This is a genomic window from Bacillus sp. GB_SG_008, from assembly GCF_052038115.1.
Taxonomy (GTDB): Bacteria; Bacillota; Bacilli; order Bacillales; family Bacillaceae_G; genus Bacillus_A; species Bacillus_A rhizoplanae.
In genome coordinates this window covers 19,209-37,387 of sequence record NZ_JBPZSK010000012.1, presented here as the reverse complement: position 1 = coordinate 37,387, position 18,179 = coordinate 19,209, and the positions used below count along the sequence as shown (strand labels likewise).

The window sequence follows — 18,179 nt, the reverse complement described above, 5'->3', positions numbered from 1 at the left end:
AAGCCATTTTTCTTTTTTGAGTAGGTGGAAATACTCAACGTATCTATCTTTTTAGAGAAAAAAGGCTACGTAATTTGCGTTAGTCGTATTTAGTTGTGATTTTGCACATTTTTGTGCATTTATAATACTCTTGATTTGAGGGGTGAAGCAGTTGACAGGTCAACTAGTTCAATACGGACGACACCGCCAACGAAGAAGTTATGCCCGTATTAGTGAGGTTTTAGAATTACCAAATCTTATCGAAATTCAAACCTCTTCTTATCAGTGGTTTCTTGATGAGGGTTTGCGAGAAATGTTCCAAGACATTTCTCCGATTGAAGACTTTACGGGAAATCTATCGCTTGAGTTTATCGACTACAGTTTAGGCGAACCGAAATATTCTGTAGAAGAATGTAAAGAGCGTGATGTGACGTATGCAGCACCACTTCGTGTAAAAGTGCGTCTAATCAATAAAGAAACTGGTGAAGTGAAAGAACAAGATGTGTTCATGGGGGATTTCCCGCTCATGACAGAGACAGGAACATTCGTAATTAACGGTGCAGAGCGCGTTATTGTTTCTCAGTTAGTTCGTTCACCAAGCGTATACTACAGCGGCAAAGTGGACAAAAACGGAAAACGCGGATTTACTGCTACTGTAATTCCAAACCGCGGAGCTTGGTTGGAATATGAAACAGATGCTAAGGATGTTGTTTATGTGCGTATCGACCGTACGCGTAAACTACCTGTAACTGTTTTGTTACGCGCATTAGGGTTTGGCTCTGATCAAGAAATCACCGAGCTTATAGGTGATAACGAGTACTTAAGCAATACGCTAGAAAAAGATAACACGGATAGCACAGAGAAAGCATTGCTTGAAATTTATGAGCGTCTACGTCCAGGTGAACCGCCAACAGTAGAAAATGCGAAGAGCTTGCTTGTTTCTCGTTTCTTCGATCCAAAACGTTATGATCTAGCAAATGTAGGTCGTTACAAGATTAATAAGAAATTACACATTAAAAACAGATTGTTTAACCAACGTTTAGCTGAAACTTTAGTGGATCCTGAAACAGGTGAAATTTTAGCGGCAGAAGGAACAATCTTAGATCGTCGTACATTAGATCGCATTTTACCTTACTTAGAAAAGAACATTGGTTTTAAAACAGCGAAGCCGTTAGGCGGAGTGGTAGAAGGTAATGTTGAATTACAATCTATTAAAATTTATGCTCCGGATGCAGATGGAGAGCGTTCCATCAATATCATTGGTAACGCGAACATTGATCGCGAAGTAAAACATATTACACCAGGCGATATTATTGCATCTATTAGCTATTTCTTTAACCTTCTATACAAAGTAGGAGACACAGACGATATTGACCATTTAGGAAACCGTCGTCTACGTTCTGTAGGTGAATTGTTACAAAACCAATTCCGTATCGGTCTTTCTCGTATGGAGCGTGTTGTTCGTGAGAGAATGTCGATTCAAGATACAAATGCAATTACACCACAAGCGTTAATTAACATTCGCCCGGTTATTGCATCTATTAAAGAGTTCTTCGGAAGCTCGCAGTTATCTCAGTTTATGGATCAAACAAACCCATTAGCAGAGTTAACGCATAAACGAAGACTATCTGCATTAGGACCTGGTGGTTTAACGCGTGAGCGCGCTGGCTTTGAAGTGCGTGACGTTCACTACTCTCACTATGGTCGTATGTGTCCAATTGAAACGCCAGAGGGACCAAACATCGGTTTGATTAACTCTTTATCTTCATTTGCGAAAGTAAATGAATTTGGCTTCATTGAAACACCATACCGTCGTGTTGATCCAGAAACTGGACGTGTAACAACACGTGTAGATTATTTAACAGCTGATGAACAAGATAACTATGTTGTTGCCCAAGCAAACGCACGTTTATCTGAAGATGGAGATTTCCTTGATGAGGATGTTGTAGCGCGTTTCCGCGATGAGAACGTTGTAGTAAAACGCGAACGTATTGACTACATGGATATCTCTCCGAAACAGGTTGTGTCTGCTGCGACAGCTTGTATTCCGTTCTTAGAAAACGATGACTCGAACCGTGCGCTAATGGGTGCGAACATGCAACGTCAAGCAGTTCCACTTCTGAACCCAGAATCTCCAATTGTAGGTACTGGTATGGAGTACGTATCAGCGAAGGACTCAGGTGCTGCGGTAATCTGTAAACATCCTGGTATCGTTGAACGCGTAGAAGCTCGCGAAGTTTGGGTACGTCGTTACATCGAAGTAGACGGCCAAAAAGTAAAAGGTGATTTAGATCGCTATAAAATGTTAAAATTCATCCGTTCTAACCAAGGAACTTGTTACAACCAACGTCCAATCGTAAGTGTTGGCGATGAAGTTGTAAAAGGTGAGATTCTTGCAGACGGCCCTTCTATGGAAAAAGGTGAACTTGCACTTGGTCGTAACGTGCTTGTTGGCTTTATGACATGGGATGGCTATAACTACGAGGATGCGATCATTATGAGTGAGCGCCTTGTAAAAGATGATGTGTATACTTCTATTCATATTGAAGAATATGAATCTGAAGCTCGTGATACGAAGCTAGGACCAGAAGAAATTACACGGGACATTCCAAACGTAGGGGAAGATGCACTTCGCAACCTTGATGAGCGCGGTATTATCCGCATCGGTGCAGAAGTAAAAGACGGAGACCTTCTTGTTGGTAAAGTAACGCCAAAAGGTGTAACAGAATTAACAGCAGAAGAGCGTCTATTGCATGCAATCTTCGGTGAGAAAGCTCGTGAAGTACGTGATACATCACTACGCGTACCACACGGTGGCGGCGGTATTATCTTAGACGTAAAAGTATTCAACCGTGAAGATGGCGATGAATTACCACCAGGTGTGAATCAACTTGTACGTGTATATATCGTTCAAAAACGTAAAATTTCTGAAGGCGACAAGATGGCCGGTCGTCACGGTAACAAAGGTGTTATCTCCCGTATTTTACCGGAAGAAGATATGCCTTATTTACCAGATGGCACACCAATCGATATCATGTTAAACCCATTAGGGGTACCATCTCGTATGAATATCGGTCAGGTGTTAGAGCTTCATCTTGGTATGGCAGCAAGATATCTTGGTATCCACGTTGCAACACCGGTATTCGATGGCGCTCGCGAGGAAGATGTATGGGGAACAATCGAAGAAGCTGGTATGGCACGTGATGCAAAGACAATTCTATACGATGGACGTACTGGTGAACCATTCGACAACCGTGTATCTGTTGGTGTCATGTACATGATTAAACTTGCACACATGGTTGATGATAAACTTCATGCTCGTTCTACTGGACCATACTCACTTGTAACGCAACAACCTCTTGGAGGTAAAGCACAGTTCGGTGGACAACGTTTCGGTGAGATGGAGGTTTGGGCACTTGAAGCTTACGGTGCTGCTTATACTCTTCAAGAAATCTTAACAGTTAAGTCCGATGATGTTGTTGGTCGTGTGAAAACGTACGAATCGATTGTAAAAGGCGAAAATGTTCCAGAACCAGGTGTTCCTGAATCATTCAAAGTATTGATTAAGGAATTACAAAGCTTAGGTATGGATGTTAAGATGATGTCTAGCGACGATACTGAAATTGAAATGCGTGATACTGATGACGATGATCATCAATCTGCAGATAAATTAAATGTCGAAGTTGAGACAACGAAGGAATAATTGGGATAACCTGTAGACTAAAAGGGAGGTAGGCCCCTTGATAGATGTAAACAACTTTGAATATATGAAGATTGGACTTGCATCACCAGACAAAATTCGCTCTTGGTCATATGGGGAAGTTAAAAAACCCGAGACGATTAACTATCGTACATTGAAACCAGAGAAAGACGGTTTGTTCTGTGAGCGTATTTTCGGTCCAACAAAAGACTGGGAATGTCATTGTGGTAAATATAAACGTGTCCGTTATAAAGGTGTAGTTTGTGATCGATGCGGCGTTGAAGTAACGCGTGCGAAAGTTCGTCGTGAACGTATGGGTCATATCGAATTAGCTGCTCCTGTATCTCATATTTGGTATTTCAAAGGTATCCCAAGCCGCATGGGACTTGTCTTAGACATGTCCCCTCGCGCGCTTGAAGAAGTAATTTATTTCGCTTCTTATGTGGTAACAGAAAGCGGTGATACACCGCTTGATAAGAAGCAACTTCTTTCGGAGAAGGAATACCGTGCGTATCGCGACAGATACGGAAACTCTTTCCAAGCTTCTATGGGCGCAGAGGCGATTAAGAAGTTATTACAAGATATCGATTTAGATAAAGAAGTAGACTTCTTAAAAGAAGAGTTAAAAACAGCACAAGGACAACGTCGTACTCGTGCTATTAAACGTCTAGAAGTATTAGAAGCATTCCGTAACTCTGGAAACGAACCATCTTGGATGATTCTAGATGTTCTTCCAGTTATCCCACCAGAACTTCGCCCAATGGTACAGTTGGATGGTGGACGTTTTGCAACTTCTGACTTAAACGACTTATACCGTCGTGTAATTAACCGTAACAATCGTTTAAAACGTTTATTAGACTTAGGTGCACCAAGCATCATCGTCCAAAACGAAAAGCGTATGTTACAAGAAGCAGTAGATGCTTTAATCGATAATGGTCGTCGTGGCCGTCCAGTTACTGGACCTGGTAACCGTCCATTAAAATCTCTTTCTCATATGTTAAAAGGTAAGCAAGGACGTTTCCGTCAAAACTTATTAGGTAAACGTGTTGACTACTCTGGTCGTTCCGTTATCGTTGTAGGACCGAACTTAAAAATGTACCAATGCGGTCTGCCAAAAGAAATGGCGCTTGAATTGTTCAAACCTTTTGTAATGAAAGAGTTAGTAGGAAAAGGATTAGCACACAACATTAAGAGTGCTAAACGTAAAATCGAGCGAGTACAACCTGAAGTTTGGGATGTTTTAGAGTCTGTAATTAAAGAACACCCTGTACTTCTAAACCGTGCTCCAACGCTTCACCGTCTTGGTATTCAAGCATTTGAACCTACATTAGTAGAAGGTCGTGCAATTCGTCTTCATCCACTTGTATGTACTGCATACAACGCGGACTTTGACGGTGACCAAATGGCGGTTCACGTTCCGTTATCATCAGAAGCACAAGCAGAAGCTCGTCTTCTTATGTTAGCTGCACAAAATATCTTGAACCCGAAAGACGGAAAACCAGTTGTTACACCATCTCAGGATATGGTATTAGGTAACTACTACCTAACGCTTGAACGTGCAGATGCAATTGGTGAAGGTATGGTTTTCAAAGATACGAACGAAGCATTAATTGCATACCAAAACGGATATGTACACTTGCATACTCGTGTTGCTGTTGCAGCAAGCTCTGTAAACAACGAAACGTTTACAGAAGAGCAAAACAGCAAGCTGTTGTTAACAACAGTTGGTAAGTTAATATTCAATGAAATCTTACCGAAATCTTTCCCTTACATTAACGAACCAACAAAAACAAACTTGGAGAAAGAAACTCCAGTGGAATACTTTGTTGAAAAAGGCGCTAACGTAAGAGAAATTATTGCTAGTCGCGAAGAAGTGGCACCATTTAGCAAGAAAATTCTTGGTAATATCATTGCTGAAGTATTTAAACGTTTCAAAATTACTGAAACATCTCGCATGCTTGACCGCATGAAAAATCTAGGATTTAAATACTCTACAAAAGCTGGTATTACAGTTGGTGTGGCGGATATCCTTGTATTAGGTGAAAAAGAAGAAATCTTGCATGAAGCGCAAGCAAAAGTAGATACAGTAATTAAGCAATTCCGTCGCGGTTTAATTACAGAGGAAGAACGTTATGATCGTGTTATCTCTATTTGGAGTAATGCAAAAGATGTTATCCAAGGAAAACTGATGAAAACCTTAGATAAGCGCAACCCGATCTTCATGATGAGTGACTCTGGTGCCCGTGGTAACGCATCGAACTTTACTCAGCTTGCTGGTATGCGTGGTTTGATGGCTAACCCATCTGGTCGTATTATCGAACTTCCAATCAAATCAAGTTTCCGCGAAGGTTTAACGGTACTCGAGTACTTCATCTCTACACACGGTGCGCGTAAAGGTCTTGCCGATACAGCACTTAAGACTGCGGACTCTGGTTACTTAACTCGTCGTCTTGTTGACGTTGCACAAGATGTTATCGTTCGTGAAGACGATTGTGGAACAGACCGCGGCTTATTAATCGGTGCAATTAAAGAAGGAAACGAAATTATCGAGTCCTTATACGATCGTCTTGTAGGACGTTTCGCAAGAAAAACTTTGAAGCATCCAGAAACAGGCGAAGTGTTAGTTAGTGAAAATGAATTAATTACAGAAGATATTGCTCATATCATTGAAAAAGCAGGCGTTGAACAGTTGTACATCCGTTCTGCATTTACATGTAACACACGCCACGGCGTATGTAAGAAATGTTACGGTCGTAACTTAGCTACTGGCACAGATGTAGAAGTGGGCGAAGCGGTTGGTATTATCGCAGCTCAATCTATCGGTGAGCCAGGTACACAGTTAACGATGCGTACATTCCATACCGGTGGGGTTGCTGGAGACGATATCACACAAGGTTTACCACGTATTCAAGAGATTTTCGAAGCGCGTAATCCGAAAGGTCAAGCGGTTATCAGTGAAATCGACGGTGTTGTTGCAGCGGTTAACGATGTGAAAGATCGCCAAGAAGTTGTTGTACAAGGTGATGTAGAAGCTCGTACGTATGCAATTCCTTATGGCGCTCGTCTAAAAGTAGCTCCAGGACATCGCATTGAACACGGTAAAGAACTTACAGAAGGTTCTATCGATCCGAAAGAATTACTGAAAGTAACAGATATTACAGCAGTCCAAGAATACCTGCTTCGTGAAGTACAAAAAGTATACCGTATGCAAGGGGTAGAAATTGGTGATAAACACGTTGAAGTAATGGTTCGTCAAATGCTTCGCAAAGTTCGTGTAATCGATGCTGGTGAAACAGATGTATTACCAGGAACATTACTGGATATTCATCAGTTCACAGATGCAAATGCAAAAGTGTTGCTTAAAGGTAAACAACCAGCAACAGCACGTCCAATCCTTCTTGGTATTACAAAGGCTTCACTTGAAACAGATTCATTCTTATCTGCAGCATCATTCCAGGAAACAACTCGTGTGTTAACTGATGCGGCAATTAAAGGTAAGCGCGATGAACTTCTTGGTCTGAAAGAAAATGTTATTATCGGTAAACTTGTTCCGGCTGGTACAGGTATGAATCATTACCGCAGAGTAGATCTTGTAAAAACAGCAAAAGAAGAAATAAATGTAGAAAATGACGAGGTTTACGTAGAAAACTAAAATTTTCCGTCGTAAATTTTGTATAAAAACAGATAATCCTAGTTGACATTATGCAATGCGAAATGTTAATATAAGCAAGGTTGCTCCTAAATAAACGTTGAATGTAATTCAACACGGTATAGTTAGAACGTTGCAGTAGCTTTTGCGATGCAACATAACGTACTTTTTAAAAACTGGATCTCAACATGAAAATGAATGAGATACGGTAGGAGCTTCAGCAATAGGAATAACAAGTTAAAACTGTTTTTGTGAGGAGAGAGCATTTGCTCTCCCTTGCAAAAACTTTGTTTTCAACTAATAATGAACCACCTGGATATGTGGTCATACAAACATGCGAAGGGAGGATAAATTAATGCCTACTATTAACCAATTAGTGAGAAATGGACGTACTGATAAAGTATGGAAATCTAAATCACCTGCGTTAAACAAAGGTTTCAACTCTTTAAAGAAAAAAGCAACTGATATCTCTGCACCTCAAAAACGTGGTGTATGTACTCGTGTTGGTACAATGACTCCAAAGAAACCGAACTCAGCGTTACGTAAATACGCTCGTGTACGTTTAACAAATGGTATCGAGGTTACTGCTTACATCCCAGGTATCGGTCATAACCTACAAGAACACAGCGTAGTATTAATTCGCGGTGGTCGTGTAAAAGATTTACCAGGGGTACGTTACCACATCGTTCGTGGTGCGCTTGACACAGCTGGTGTTGACAAACGTATGCAAGGACGTTCTAAATATGGTACTAAGAGACCAAAAGCTGCTAAGAAATAATAAAACTGAACTGAAAGGAGGAACTCAATATGCCTCGTAAAGGACCTGTTGCGAAACGTGACGTGTTACCAGATCCAATGTACAATTCTAAACTTGTAACACGCCTAATCAACAAAATGATGGTTGACGGTAAAAAAGGTAAATCTCAAACAATTCTTTATAATGCGTTCGATATCGTTCGTGAACGTACTGGTAATGAACCAATGGAAGTATTCGAGCAAGCTCTTAAGAACATCATGCCTGTTCTTGAAGTACGCGCTCGTCGTGTTGGTGGTGCTAACTACCAAGTTCCAGTTGAGGTTCGTCCAGAACGCCGTACAACTTTAGGTCTTCGCTGGTTAGTAAACTACGCTCGTCTTCGTGGTGAAAAAACTATGGAAGAGCGTCTAGCTTACGAAATCTTAGATGCAGCTAACAACAGTGGTGCATCTGTTAAGAAACGTGAAGACACTCACAAAATGGCAGAAGCTAACAAAGCATTTGCTCATTACCGTTGGTAGGATTCAACGAAAAATAACTATAAGCATAAACCGCTTTATTTGTCGCTTATGGAAGTGTGGAGAGGGAGAATTCCTCTCCCTTTCAATGGGCGCTCGTTTTACATAATGAGGGTACTAGACATACTGACATATGTAACAAAATAAAGTGGCTTTTTTGCTACTTAAAATAAAAAAATCCAATCCATATTAGGAAGGAGAAAGACACCAAATGACAAGAGAGTTCTCCTTAGAAAACACTCGTAATATTGGTATCATGGCTCACATCGATGCTGGTAAAACAACAGCAACTGAGCGTATCTTGTACTATACAGGACGCATTCACAAAATCGGTGAAACTCACGAAGGTGCATCTCAGATGGACTGGATGGAGCAAGAGCAAGAGCGTGGTATCACAATTACTTCTGCAGCAACTACTGCTCAATGGAAAGGTCACCGTGTAAACATCATTGACACTCCAGGACACGTAGACTTCACTGTAGAAGTAGAACGTTCTTTACGCGTACTTGACGGTGCGGTAGCAGTACTTGACGCGCAATCTGGTGTAGAACCACAAACAGAAACTGTTTGGCGTCAGGCTACTACTTACGGTGTACCACGTATCGTGTTCGTTAACAAAATGGACAAGATCGGTGCAGACTTCTTATACTCTGTAGGAACAATTCATGACCGTTTACAAGCAAACGCACATCCAATTCAGTTACCAATCGGTGCTGAGGATCAGTTTACGGGAATTATCGACCTAGTAGAAGAGTGTGCATACATGTACACAAACGACTTAGGAACAGATATTCAACGTATTGAAATTCCTGCAGAACATAAAGAGCTAGCTGATGAATACCGTGGAAAACTTATCGAAGCGGTAGCAGAGCTTGATGAAGAAATGATGATGAAGTACCTAGAAGGTGAAGAAATCACTGTAGAAGAGCTTAAAGCTGGTATCCGTAAGGCTACAACTTCTGTAGAATTCTTCCCAGTAATCTGTGGTTCTGCATTCAAAAATAAAGGTGTTCAAATTCTGTTAGATGCAGTTATCGACTACCTACCATCTCCATTAGACGTACCTGCTATTAAAGGTACTCTTCCGGATACAGAGGAAGAAGTAGAACGTCATTCTAGCGATGAAGAGCCTTTCGCAGCATTAGCATTCAAAATCATGACTGACCCTTATGTTGGTAAGTTAACATTCTTCCGTGTGTACTCTGGTGTGTTAAACTCTGGATCATACGTGAAAAACTCAACTAAAGGTAAGCGTGAGCGTGTAGGTCGTATCCTACAAATGCACGCAAACAGCCGTGAAGAGATTTCAACAGTTTATGCTGGTGACATCGCTGCTGCTGTAGGTTTAAAAGATACTACAACTGGTGATACTCTTTGTGACGAGAAGAGCCTTGTTATCCTTGAGTCTATGGAATTCCCAGAGCCAGTTATCTCTGTAGCTATCGAACCAAAATCTAAAGCTGACCAAGATAAAATGGGTACAGCGTTATCTAAGCTTTCTGAAGAAGATCCAACATTCCGTGCTCACACTGACCAAGAAACTGGCCAAACAATCATCGCTGGTATGGGTGAACTTCACCTTGATATCATCGTTGACCGTATGCGCCGTGAATTCAAAGTGGAAGCAAACGTTGGTGCTCCTCAGGTAGCATACCGTGAGACTTTCCGCGCTTCTGCGAAAGTTGAAGGTAAGTTCGCTCGTCAATCTGGTGGTCGTGGACAATTCGGTCACGTTTGGATTGAGTTTGAACCTAACGAAGAAGGTAAAGGATTCGAATTCCAAAACAAGATCGTCGGTGGTGTAGTTCCACGTGAATACATCCCAGCTGTTGGAGCAGGTCTTGAAGATGCACTTAAAAATGGTGTACTTGCAGGATATCCTGTAGTAGACATTAAAGCTGCATTAGTTGACGGATCTTACCATGATGTTGACTCCTCTGAGATGGCGTTCAAAATCGCTGCATCTATGGCACTTAAAGCTGCGGTTTCTAAATGTAACCCAGTAATTCTTGAGCCAATGATGAAAGTTGAAGTTGTAATTCCTGAAGAGTACATGGGTGACATTATGGGTGACGTAACATCTCGCCGTGGACGTGTAGAAGGTATGGAAGCTCGCGGTAACGCGCAAGTTGTTCGCGCTATGGTTCCACTTTCTGAAATGTTCGGTTATGCAACGTCATTACGTTCTAACACGCAAGGACGCGGAACATTCTCAATGACATTTGATCATTATGAAGAAGTACCGAAGTCTATTTCAGAAGAAATTATTAAAAAAAATAAAGGTGAATAATTGATTTTTATCGATTGTTCAAGTATAACTACTTATGTAAGCTTAGAAAGCAGCGGGGCTTAGGCCCCTTACTTTCTAGTCTGAATATAAAATAATCTATATAACCAAGGAGGAATTTAGAATGGGAAAAGCTAAATTCGAACGTTCTAAACCACATGTTAACATTGGTACAATCGGCCACGTTGACCATGGTAAAACTACATTAACTGCTGCTATCACTACAGTTCTTGCAAAAGCTGGTGGTGCTGAAGCGAAAGGTTACGACCAAATCGATGCTGCTCCAGAAGAAAGAGAGCGCGGTATCACAATCTCAACTGCACACGTTGAGTACGAAACTGAAACTCGTCACTATGCACACGTTGACTGCCCAGGTCACGCTGACTATGTTAAAAACATGATCACTGGTGCTGCTCAAATGGACGGCGGTATCTTAGTAGTATCTGCTGCTGATGGCCCAATGCCTCAAACTCGTGAGCACATCCTTCTTTCTCGTCAAGTAGGTGTTCCTTACATCGTTGTATTCTTAAACAAATGCGACATGGTTGACGACGAAGAGTTATTAGAATTAGTAGAAATGGAAGTTCGCGATCTATTATCTGAATACGACTTCCCAGGCGATGATATCCCTGTAATTAAAGGTTCTGCTCTTAAAGCTCTTCAAGGAGATGCTGAGTGGGAAGCAAAAATCATCGAATTAATGAACGAAGTTGATGCTTACATCCCAACTCCAGAACGTGACACTGAAAAAGCATTCTTAATGCCTGTTGAGGACGTATTCTCTATCACAGGTCGTGGTACAGTTGCTACTGGTCGCGTAGAGCGCGGTGTAGTTAAAGTTGGTGACGTAGTAGAAATCATCGGTTTCACTGAAGAAAACAAATCTACAACTGTAACTGGTGTAGAAATGTTCCGTAAGCTTCTTGACCAAGCTCAAGCTGGAGACAACATCGGTGCTCTACTTCGTGGGGTTGCTCGTGAAGATATCCAACGTGGACAAGTTCTTGCTAAAACTGGCTCTGTAAAAGCTCACGCTAAATTCAAAGCTGAAGTTTTCGTTTTATCTAAAGAAGAAGGTGGACGTCACACTCCATTCTTCGCTAACTACCGCCCACAATTCTATTTCCGTACAACTGACGTAACTGGTATCATCCAATTACCAGAAGGTACTGAAATGGTAATGCCTGGCGATAACATTGAAATGACTATCGAGCTTATCGCTCCAATCGCGATCGAAGAAGGAACTAAGTTCTCTATTCGTGAAGGTGGACGTACAGTAGGTTACGGCGTAGTTGCAACTATCGTTGAGTAATCTTAACTGATATATGAGACCCAAGGGATTTTCCCTTGGGTTTTTTATTTATCCTGCTATTTGTGGGCAGTAAGCCTTCACCTCAAAATTGAGAGAGAAGTGAGGAAGACGGGCAGAGGAAGAAAATCTACTGATGGAAGTTTCAATTTATAATAGATAAAGATCTATTTTTAAGTTTTGACGAGTTTCTTCTATAGTATATAAATTGTAAAATTATTCATCCAGAAACTGTAAAAATAATTACAACAGATGAAAACTTGAAATTCTTTAAAGTGCCATGTATAATAGCAAAAGTAGAGAAAAGCAGATGCAAAGAAAAAGATGCTTGCATCTAGACGAATAACATTGTATAATAAACAATGTTGGTCTTTGACTGCGATGAAGTGGAAGGTTGCTGACACACCCGGCCGCTTTGCCATGGCGAGTGTGTGGAAATTTCCATGGAGAATGTCTATTTTTAAAATAGGCGAACGAAGGAGGGAAAATAATGGCAAAAGAAAAAATTCGTATTCGTTTAAAAGCTTACGATCACCGTATTCTTGATCAGTCAGCTGAGAAAATTGTAGAAACAGCTAAGCGTTCTGGGGCGACAGTTTCTGGTCCAATCCCATTACCAACTGAAAAAACTGTTTACACGATTCTTCGTGCGGTTCATAAATACAAAGATTCTCGTGAGCAATTCGAAATGCGCACGCACAAACGTCTAATCGACATCGTGAGCCCTACTCCACAAACAGTAGACTCTTTAATGCGTTTAGACTTACCATCTGGTGTAGATATCGAAATCAAACTATAATTTATATAAGTTAAAATGTAGGAGGTGTAACTCATGACCAAAGGAATCTTAGGAAAAAAGATCGGTATGACTCAAGTATTTGCTGAAAACGGCGAGCTAATTCCTGTAACTGTTATCGAAGCAACTCCAAACGTTGTTCTTCAAAAGAAAACTGTTGAAACTGATGGCTACAATGCAATTCAGTTAGGTTTTGATGACAAGCGCGAAAAATTAGCTAACAAACCTGAACAAGGTCACGTTGCTAAAGCAACTACTGCTCCTAAGCGCTTCATTCGCGAACTTCGCGATGCAGACGTGGAAGGACAAGAAGTTGGTCAAGAGGTAAAAGTAGAAGTTTTCGCTGCAGGTGAAACTGTAGACGTAACAGGTATTTCTAAAGGTAAAGGTTTCCAAGGTGCTATTAAACGCCACGGACAATCTCGCGGACCTATGTCTCACGGTTCTCGTTATCATCGTCGTCCTGGTTCAATGGGCCCTGTTGCTCCGAACCGTGTATTCAAAGGCAAAAAACTTGCTGGACGTATGGGTGGAGACCAAGTTACTATCCAAAACTTAGAAATCGTTCAAGTTGATGTTGAACGCAACTTACTGTTAGTAAAAGGCAACGTTCCTGGCGCTAAGAAATCTCTTGTAGTTGTTCGTAGTGCTGTTAAGGCTAGCAAATAATTCTCTATAAGAAAGGAGGAACCCCAATGCCAATAGTAAAGTTATTTAACCAAACTGGTTCTGAAGTTGGTGAAATCCAATTAGCTGAAACTGTTTTCGGTATCGAACCAAATGAAGCTGTACTTTTTGAAGCAGTAATGATGCAACGCGCATCTTTACGTCAAGGTACACATAAAGTAAAAACTCGCTCTGAAGTGCGCGGTGGAGGTCGTAAACCATGGCGTCAAAAAGGAACTGGACGTGCTCGTCAAGGTTCTATCCGCTCTCCTCAATGGCGTGGTGGTGGTACGGTATTCGGACCTACACCAAGAAGCTATGCATACAAACTACCTAAAAAAGTTCGTCGCTTAGCTATTAAATCTGCATTAGCTACTAAAGTAGTTGAGAACAACATCGTAGTTCTTGAAGACTTAGTGTTAAATGCACCAAAAACAAAAGACATGGTAGCAGTTCTTAAAGGATTAACTGTTGAGAAGAAAGCTCTTATCGTAACTGCTGATGTAAACGAAGCAGTTGAGTTATCTGCTCGCAATATTCCTGGAGTAACAGTAATCACTGCTGATGGCGTAAACGTTTTAGACGTGCTTCATCATGATAAGCTAATCATGACAAAAGCGGCAGTGGAAAAAGTAGAGGAGGTGCTTGCATAATGAAAGATCCTCGTGATATTATTAAGCGCCCAGTTGTCACTGAACGTTCTATGGAAATGATGGCTGAAAAAAAATACACGTTCGATGTGGACGTTAAAGCTAATAAAACGGAAGTTAAAGATGCTGTAGAAGCTATCTTTGGTGTTGAAGTTGATAAAGTAAATATCATGAACTACAAGCCAAAAGCAAAACGTGTTGGTCGTCACGCTGGTTTTACTAACCGTCGTCGTAAGGCAATCGTTAAGCTTACTGCTGACAGCAAAGAAATCGAGATCTTCCAAGGAGTTTAATTCTTACTAAAGAAGGAGGGAAAATCAGATGGCAATCAAAAAGTATAATCCAACTACTAACGGTCGTCGTAACATGACTACGAATGATTTCGCTGAAATCACGACTGATAGACCGGAAAAATCATTACTTGCGCCTTTAAGTAAAAAGGCTGGACGTAATAACCAAGGTAAAATCACTGTACGTCACCAAGGTGGCGGACACAAGCGTCAATACCGTATCATCGACTTTAAACGTAACAAAGATGGAATTCCTGGACGCGTTGCTACGATCGAATACGATCCGAACCGCTCTGCGAATATCGCATTAATTAACTACGTTGACGGTGAAAAACGTTACATCCTTGCTCCTAAAAACTTAGAAGTAGGTATGGAAATCATGTCTGGCCCAGAAGCGGACATTAAAATCGGTAACGCATTACCATTAATCAACATTCCAGTAGGTACAGTTGTTCATAACATCGAGCTTAAACCAGGTCGCGGTGGACAATTAGTTCGTTCTGCTGGTACATCTGCTCAAGTACTTGGTAAAGAAGGTAAATACGTACTTGTACGTTTAACTTCTGGTGAAGTACGCTTAGTTCTAGCTACTTGCCGCGCTACAGTAGGTCAAGTAGGTAATGAGCACCATGAACTTATTAAAATTGGTAAAGCGGGTCGTTCTCGCTGGTTAGGCAAGCGCCCAACTGTTCGTGGTTCTGTAATGAACCCAGTTGATCACCCACACGGTGGTGGTGAAGGTCGCTCACCAATCGGACGTAAGTCTCCAATGTCTCCATGGGGTAAACCAACTCTTGGATTCAAAACTCGTAAGAAAAATAAAGCGTCTGACAAATTCATCGTTCGTCGTCGTAAAAAATAATGGGGTTGTAGTACGGTTCATTTCTAGAGCCGTACGGCAATCACGAAGGGAGGCACCAAAATGGCTCGTAGCTTGAAAAAAGGACCATTTGTTGATGATCATTTAATGAACAAAATTGCAAAGTTAAATGAAACTGAGCAAAAACAAGTTGTAAAAACTTGGTCTCGTCGTTCAACGATCTTCCCACAGTTTATTGGTCATACAATCGCTGTATATGATGGTCGTAAACACGTTCCTGTATACGTAACTGAGGATATGGTTGGCCACAAGTTAGGTGAGTTCGCACCAACTCGTACGTACAAAGGTCATGATGCTGACGATAAGAAAACTAGAAGATAATGAGAGGAGGCACTTCAATGCAAGCTAAAGCAGTAGCGAGAACAGTTCGTATTGCTCCTCGTAAAGTTCGTTTAGTAGTAGACTTAATCCGAGGTAAGCAAGTGGGTGAAGCGATTGCTATCCTTAACCACACGCCAAAAACTGCTTCTCCAGTTGTAGAAAAAGTTTTGAAATCTGCAATTGCAAATGCAGAACATAACTATGAAATGGACATAAACAACTTAGTTGTTGAAAAAGTTTTCGTTGACGAAGGTCCAACGTTAAAACGTTTCCGTCCACGTGCAATGGGTCGTGCAAGCCAAATTAACAAACGCACAAGCCACATCACAGTTGTGGTATCAGAAAAGAAGGAGGGATAATCGATGGGTCAAAAGGTTAGTCCAGTTGGTCTTCGTGTCGGTATCATTCGTGATTGGGAATCTCGTTGGTACGCTGAAAAAGATTATGCTACATTCTTACATGAAGACATCAAAATTCGTGAGTACATCAATGTTCGCTTAAAAGATTCTGCTGTTTCTAAAGTAGAAATCGAGCGTGCAGCAAATCGTGTAAATGTTACAATTCACACTGCAAAACCTGGTATGGTAATTGGTAAAGGTGGTACAGAAGTTGAAGCACTTCGTAAAGCTCTTAACCAGTTAACAGGTAAACGTGTACACATCAACATTTTAGAAGTTAAGAGAGCTGATCTTGACGCTAAATTAGTAGGCGAAAACATTGCTCGTCAATTAGAAAACCGTGTATCTTTCCGTCGTGCACAGAAGCAAGCAATTCAACGTGCTATGCGTGCAGGAGCTAAAGGTATTAAAACACAGGTTTCTGGTCGTCTTGGCGGAGCTGATATCGCTCGTGCAGAATCTTACAGTGAAGGAACTGTTCCACTTCATACACTTCGCGCTGATATTGACTATGCAACAGCTGAAGCTGATACAACGTACGGTAAATTAGGTGTAAAAGTATGGATCTACCGTGGAGAAGTCCTTCCTACAAAAAAGAAAGCTTCTGAGGAAGGAGGAAAATAATATGTTAATGCCTAAACGCGTAAAATATCGTAGAGAACATCGTGGTAAAATGCGTGGTCGTGCAAAAGGTGGCGCTGAAGTACATTTTGGTGAGTTTGGTTTACAGTCTCAAGAGGCTTCTTGGATTACAAACCGTCAAATCGAAGCAGCTCGTCGTGCAATGACTCGTTATATGAAACGTGGCGGTAAAGTTTGGATTAAAATTTTCCCTTCTAAACCTTACACTGCTAAACCTCTAGAAGTACGTATGGGTTCCGGTAAAGGGGCTCCAGAAGGTTGGGTAGCAGTAGTAAAACCTGGAAAGGTTATGTTTGAAATTGCGGGTGTATCTGAAGAGGTAGCACGCGAAGCATTACGTCTTGCAGCTCACAAATTACCAGTGAAATGTAAATTCGTAAAACGTGAAGAAAATGGTGGTGAATCTAATGAAAACTAATGATATTCGTGAATTAACCACTGCCGAAATCGAAACAAAAGTTAAAGCTTTAAAGGAAGAGTTGTTTAATCTTCGCTTCCAGCTTGCTACAGGACAATTAGAGAATCCAACACGCATCCGTGAAGTGCGTAAAGCGATCGCTCGTATGAAAACTGTAGTTCGCGAAAGAGAGATCGGAATTAATCGATAAATTGAGGGGAGGTTTGCAAAGTGAGCGAACGTAACCAACGCAAAGTTTATACTGGTCGTGTTGTTTCTGACAAAATGGACAAAACGATTACAGTTTTAGTTGAAACTTACAAAACTCATTCCTTGTACGGAAAGCGCGTTAAGTATTCTAAGAAGTACAAAGCGCATGATGAGCAAAACCAAGCAAAAGTTGGCGATATCGTAAAAATCATGGAAACTCGCCCGCTTTCTGCTACTAAGCGTTTCCGTTTAGTTGAAATCGTTGAAGAAGCGGTTATTATCTAAATAGACGAATCGGAATTTTAAGTCCGAAGGGAGGTTTCATAACATGATCCAACAAGAATCTCGTTTGAAAGTAGCTGACAACTCTGGCGCACGTGAACTTTTAACAATTAAAGTATTAGGCGGCTCTGGTCGTAAATACGCAAACATCGGTGATATTATCGTTGCTACGGTAAAACAAGCAACACCAGGTGGCGTTGTTAAAAAAGGTGACGTTGTTAAAGCAGTAGTAGTACGTACGAAGAGCGGTGCTCGTCGTCCAGACGGTTCTTATATCAAATTTGATGAAAACGCAGCGGTTATCATTAAAGATGATAAGAGCCCACGTGGTACTCGTATCTTCGGACCAGTAGCTCGTGAATTACGTGATAACAACTTCATGAAGATCGTTTCTTTAGCTCCAGAAGTTCTATAATTTAAGGTCTTGCCTTGCTAAGGAGGTGCAGAA

At 41.2% G+C, this 18,179-nt stretch carries 18 protein-coding genes; all 18 read left to right on the top strand.

Going from position 1 to position 18,179, the window contains the following annotated elements; translation table 11 throughout:
* The first annotated feature begins 151 nt into the window (after positions 1-151).
* The 18 genes from rpoB to rplN all read left to right on the top strand — a co-directional run bounded on the left by rpoB (position 152) and on the right by rplN (position 18,146).
* Complete coding sequence (gene rpoB / locus ACTDJC_RS20995) at positions 152-3,682, top strand: DNA-directed RNA polymerase subunit beta (protein ID WP_098309994.1); 3,531 nt, start codon at positions 152-154, stop codon at positions 3,680-3,682.
* A 37-nt stretch (positions 3,683-3,719) separates the two neighbouring features.
* Entirely contained in the window at positions 3,720-7,331 is a 3,612-nt protein-coding gene (rpoC, locus tag ACTDJC_RS20990) for a DNA-directed RNA polymerase subunit beta' (RefSeq protein WP_253628362.1), read from the top strand.
* A gap of 352 nt (positions 7,332-7,683) precedes the next feature.
* Positions 7,684-8,106, top strand: a complete 423-nt coding sequence (gene rpsL / locus ACTDJC_RS20985) for a 30S ribosomal protein S12 (RefSeq protein WP_098309996.1) — start codon at positions 7,684-7,686, stop codon at positions 8,104-8,106.
* Positions 8,107-8,135: 29 nt separating this feature from the next.
* Positions 8,136-8,606 (top strand): 30S ribosomal protein S7, encoded by a 471-nt coding sequence (rpsG, locus tag ACTDJC_RS20980; RefSeq protein WP_035433720.1) that lies wholly within the window; start codon positions 8,136-8,138, stop codon positions 8,604-8,606.
* A gap of 208 nt (positions 8,607-8,814) precedes the next feature.
* Entirely contained in the window at positions 8,815-10,893 is a 2,079-nt protein-coding gene (gene fusA / locus ACTDJC_RS20975) for an elongation factor G (RefSeq protein ID WP_098309997.1), read from the top strand.
* 121 nt (positions 10,894-11,014) lie between these two features.
* Positions 11,015-12,202, top strand: coding sequence for an elongation factor Tu (gene tuf, locus ACTDJC_RS20970; protein WP_098309998.1), 1,188 nt, complete (start codon positions 11,015-11,017; stop codon positions 12,200-12,202).
* Positions 12,203-12,689: 487 nt separating this feature from the next.
* Positions 12,690-12,998 carry a 30S ribosomal protein S10 gene (rpsJ, locus tag ACTDJC_RS20965; protein ID WP_001040596.1) on the top strand — a complete coding sequence of 103 codons (309 nt, stop codon included), beginning with the start codon at positions 12,690-12,692 and terminating at the stop codon, positions 12,996-12,998.
* Positions 12,999-13,031: 33 nt separating this feature from the next.
* Positions 13,032-13,664, top strand: a complete 633-nt coding sequence (rplC, locus tag ACTDJC_RS20960; protein ID WP_253628363.1) for a 50S ribosomal protein L3 — start codon at positions 13,032-13,034, stop codon at positions 13,662-13,664.
* Between the two features lie 26 nt (positions 13,665-13,690).
* Positions 13,691-14,314, top strand: coding sequence for a 50S ribosomal protein L4 (gene rplD, locus ACTDJC_RS20955; RefSeq protein ID WP_098310000.1), 624 nt, complete (start codon positions 13,691-13,693; stop codon positions 14,312-14,314).
* On the top strand, positions 14,314-14,604 hold the full coding sequence (gene rplW / locus ACTDJC_RS20950) for a 50S ribosomal protein L23 (RefSeq protein ID WP_098310001.1): 291 nt from the start codon (positions 14,314-14,316) through the stop codon (positions 14,602-14,604). Before rplD ends, rplW begins: the two co-directional genes overlap by 1 nt.
* A 28-nt stretch (positions 14,605-14,632) precedes the next feature.
* Positions 14,633-15,463, top strand: a complete 831-nt coding sequence (gene rplB, locus ACTDJC_RS20945; protein ID WP_098310002.1) for a 50S ribosomal protein L2 — start codon at positions 14,633-14,635, stop codon at positions 15,461-15,463.
* A gap of 60 nt (positions 15,464-15,523) precedes the next feature.
* Positions 15,524-15,802 (top strand): 30S ribosomal protein S19, encoded by a 279-nt coding sequence (gene rpsS / locus ACTDJC_RS20940; protein ID WP_020062296.1) that lies wholly within the window; start codon positions 15,524-15,526, stop codon positions 15,800-15,802.
* A 17-nt stretch (positions 15,803-15,819) separates the two neighbouring features.
* The gene (rplV, locus tag ACTDJC_RS20935) at positions 15,820-16,161 is read left to right on the top strand and encodes a 50S ribosomal protein L22 (RefSeq protein ID WP_001148024.1); all 342 of its coding nucleotides are present in this window, start codon (positions 15,820-15,822) and stop codon (positions 16,159-16,161) included.
* A gap of 3 nt (positions 16,162-16,164) precedes the next feature.
* Positions 16,165-16,824, top strand: coding sequence for a 30S ribosomal protein S3 (gene rpsC / locus ACTDJC_RS20930; protein ID WP_020062297.1), 660 nt, complete (start codon positions 16,165-16,167; stop codon positions 16,822-16,824).
* Between the two features lies 1 nt (position 16,825).
* Positions 16,826-17,260, top strand: coding sequence for a 50S ribosomal protein L16 (gene rplP, locus ACTDJC_RS20925; protein ID WP_020062298.1), 435 nt, complete (start codon positions 16,826-16,828; stop codon positions 17,258-17,260).
* Complete coding sequence (gene rpmC / locus ACTDJC_RS20920) at positions 17,250-17,450, top strand: 50S ribosomal protein L29 (protein WP_000855718.1); 201 nt, start codon at positions 17,250-17,252, stop codon at positions 17,448-17,450. The genes rplP and rpmC overlap by 11 nt, the downstream gene beginning before the upstream one ends.
* Positions 17,451-17,470: 20 nt before the next feature.
* A complete protein-coding gene (rpsQ, locus tag ACTDJC_RS20915) occupies positions 17,471-17,734 on the top strand; it encodes a 30S ribosomal protein S17 (protein ID WP_011983253.1) in 264 nt (87 codons plus the stop codon).
* A gap of 43 nt (positions 17,735-17,777) precedes the next feature.
* Complete coding sequence (rplN, locus tag ACTDJC_RS20910) at positions 17,778-18,146, top strand: 50S ribosomal protein L14 (protein ID WP_035433708.1); 369 nt, start codon at positions 17,778-17,780, stop codon at positions 18,144-18,146.
* Positions 18,147-18,179 lie beyond the last annotated feature (33 nt).

Bases quoted from the DNA above. Each gene is read 5' to 3' on its own strand.
- rpsG (WP_035433720.1), top strand. From the start codon at position 8,136: ATGCCTCGTAAAGGACCTGTTGCGAAACGTGACGTGTTACCAGATCCA.
- rplD (WP_098310000.1), top strand. From the start codon at position 13,691: ATGCCAATAGTAAAGTTATTTAACCAAACTGGTTCTGAAGTTGGTGAA.
- rplV (WP_001148024.1), top strand. From the start codon at position 15,820: ATGCAAGCTAAAGCAGTAGCGAGAACAGTTCGTATTGCTCCTCGTAAA.
- tuf (WP_098309998.1), top strand. From the start codon at position 11,015: ATGGGAAAAGCTAAATTCGAACGTTCTAAACCACATGTTAACATTGGT.
- rplB (WP_098310002.1), top strand. From the start codon at position 14,633: ATGGCAATCAAAAAGTATAATCCAACTACTAACGGTCGTCGTAACATG.
- rplW (WP_098310001.1), top strand. From the start codon at position 14,314: ATGAAAGATCCTCGTGATATTATTAAGCGCCCAGTTGTCACTGAACGT.
- fusA (WP_098309997.1), top strand. From the start codon at position 8,815: ATGACAAGAGAGTTCTCCTTAGAAAACACTCGTAATATTGGTATCATG.
- rplC (WP_253628363.1), top strand. From the start codon at position 13,032: ATGACCAAAGGAATCTTAGGAAAAAAGATCGGTATGACTCAAGTATTT.
- rpsS (WP_020062296.1), top strand. From the start codon at position 15,524: ATGGCTCGTAGCTTGAAAAAAGGACCATTTGTTGATGATCATTTAATG.
- rpmC (WP_000855718.1), top strand. From the start codon at position 17,250: ATGAAAACTAATGATATTCGTGAATTAACCACTGCCGAAATCGAAACA.
- rpsJ (WP_001040596.1), top strand. From the start codon at position 12,690: ATGGCAAAAGAAAAAATTCGTATTCGTTTAAAAGCTTACGATCACCGT.
- rplN (WP_035433708.1), top strand. From the start codon at position 17,778: ATGATCCAACAAGAATCTCGTTTGAAAGTAGCTGACAACTCTGGCGCA.
- rplP (WP_020062298.1), top strand. From the start codon at position 16,826: ATGTTAATGCCTAAACGCGTAAAATATCGTAGAGAACATCGTGGTAAA.
- rpsL (WP_098309996.1), top strand. From the start codon at position 7,684: ATGCCTACTATTAACCAATTAGTGAGAAATGGACGTACTGATAAAGTA.
- rpsC (WP_020062297.1), top strand. From the start codon at position 16,165: ATGGGTCAAAAGGTTAGTCCAGTTGGTCTTCGTGTCGGTATCATTCGT.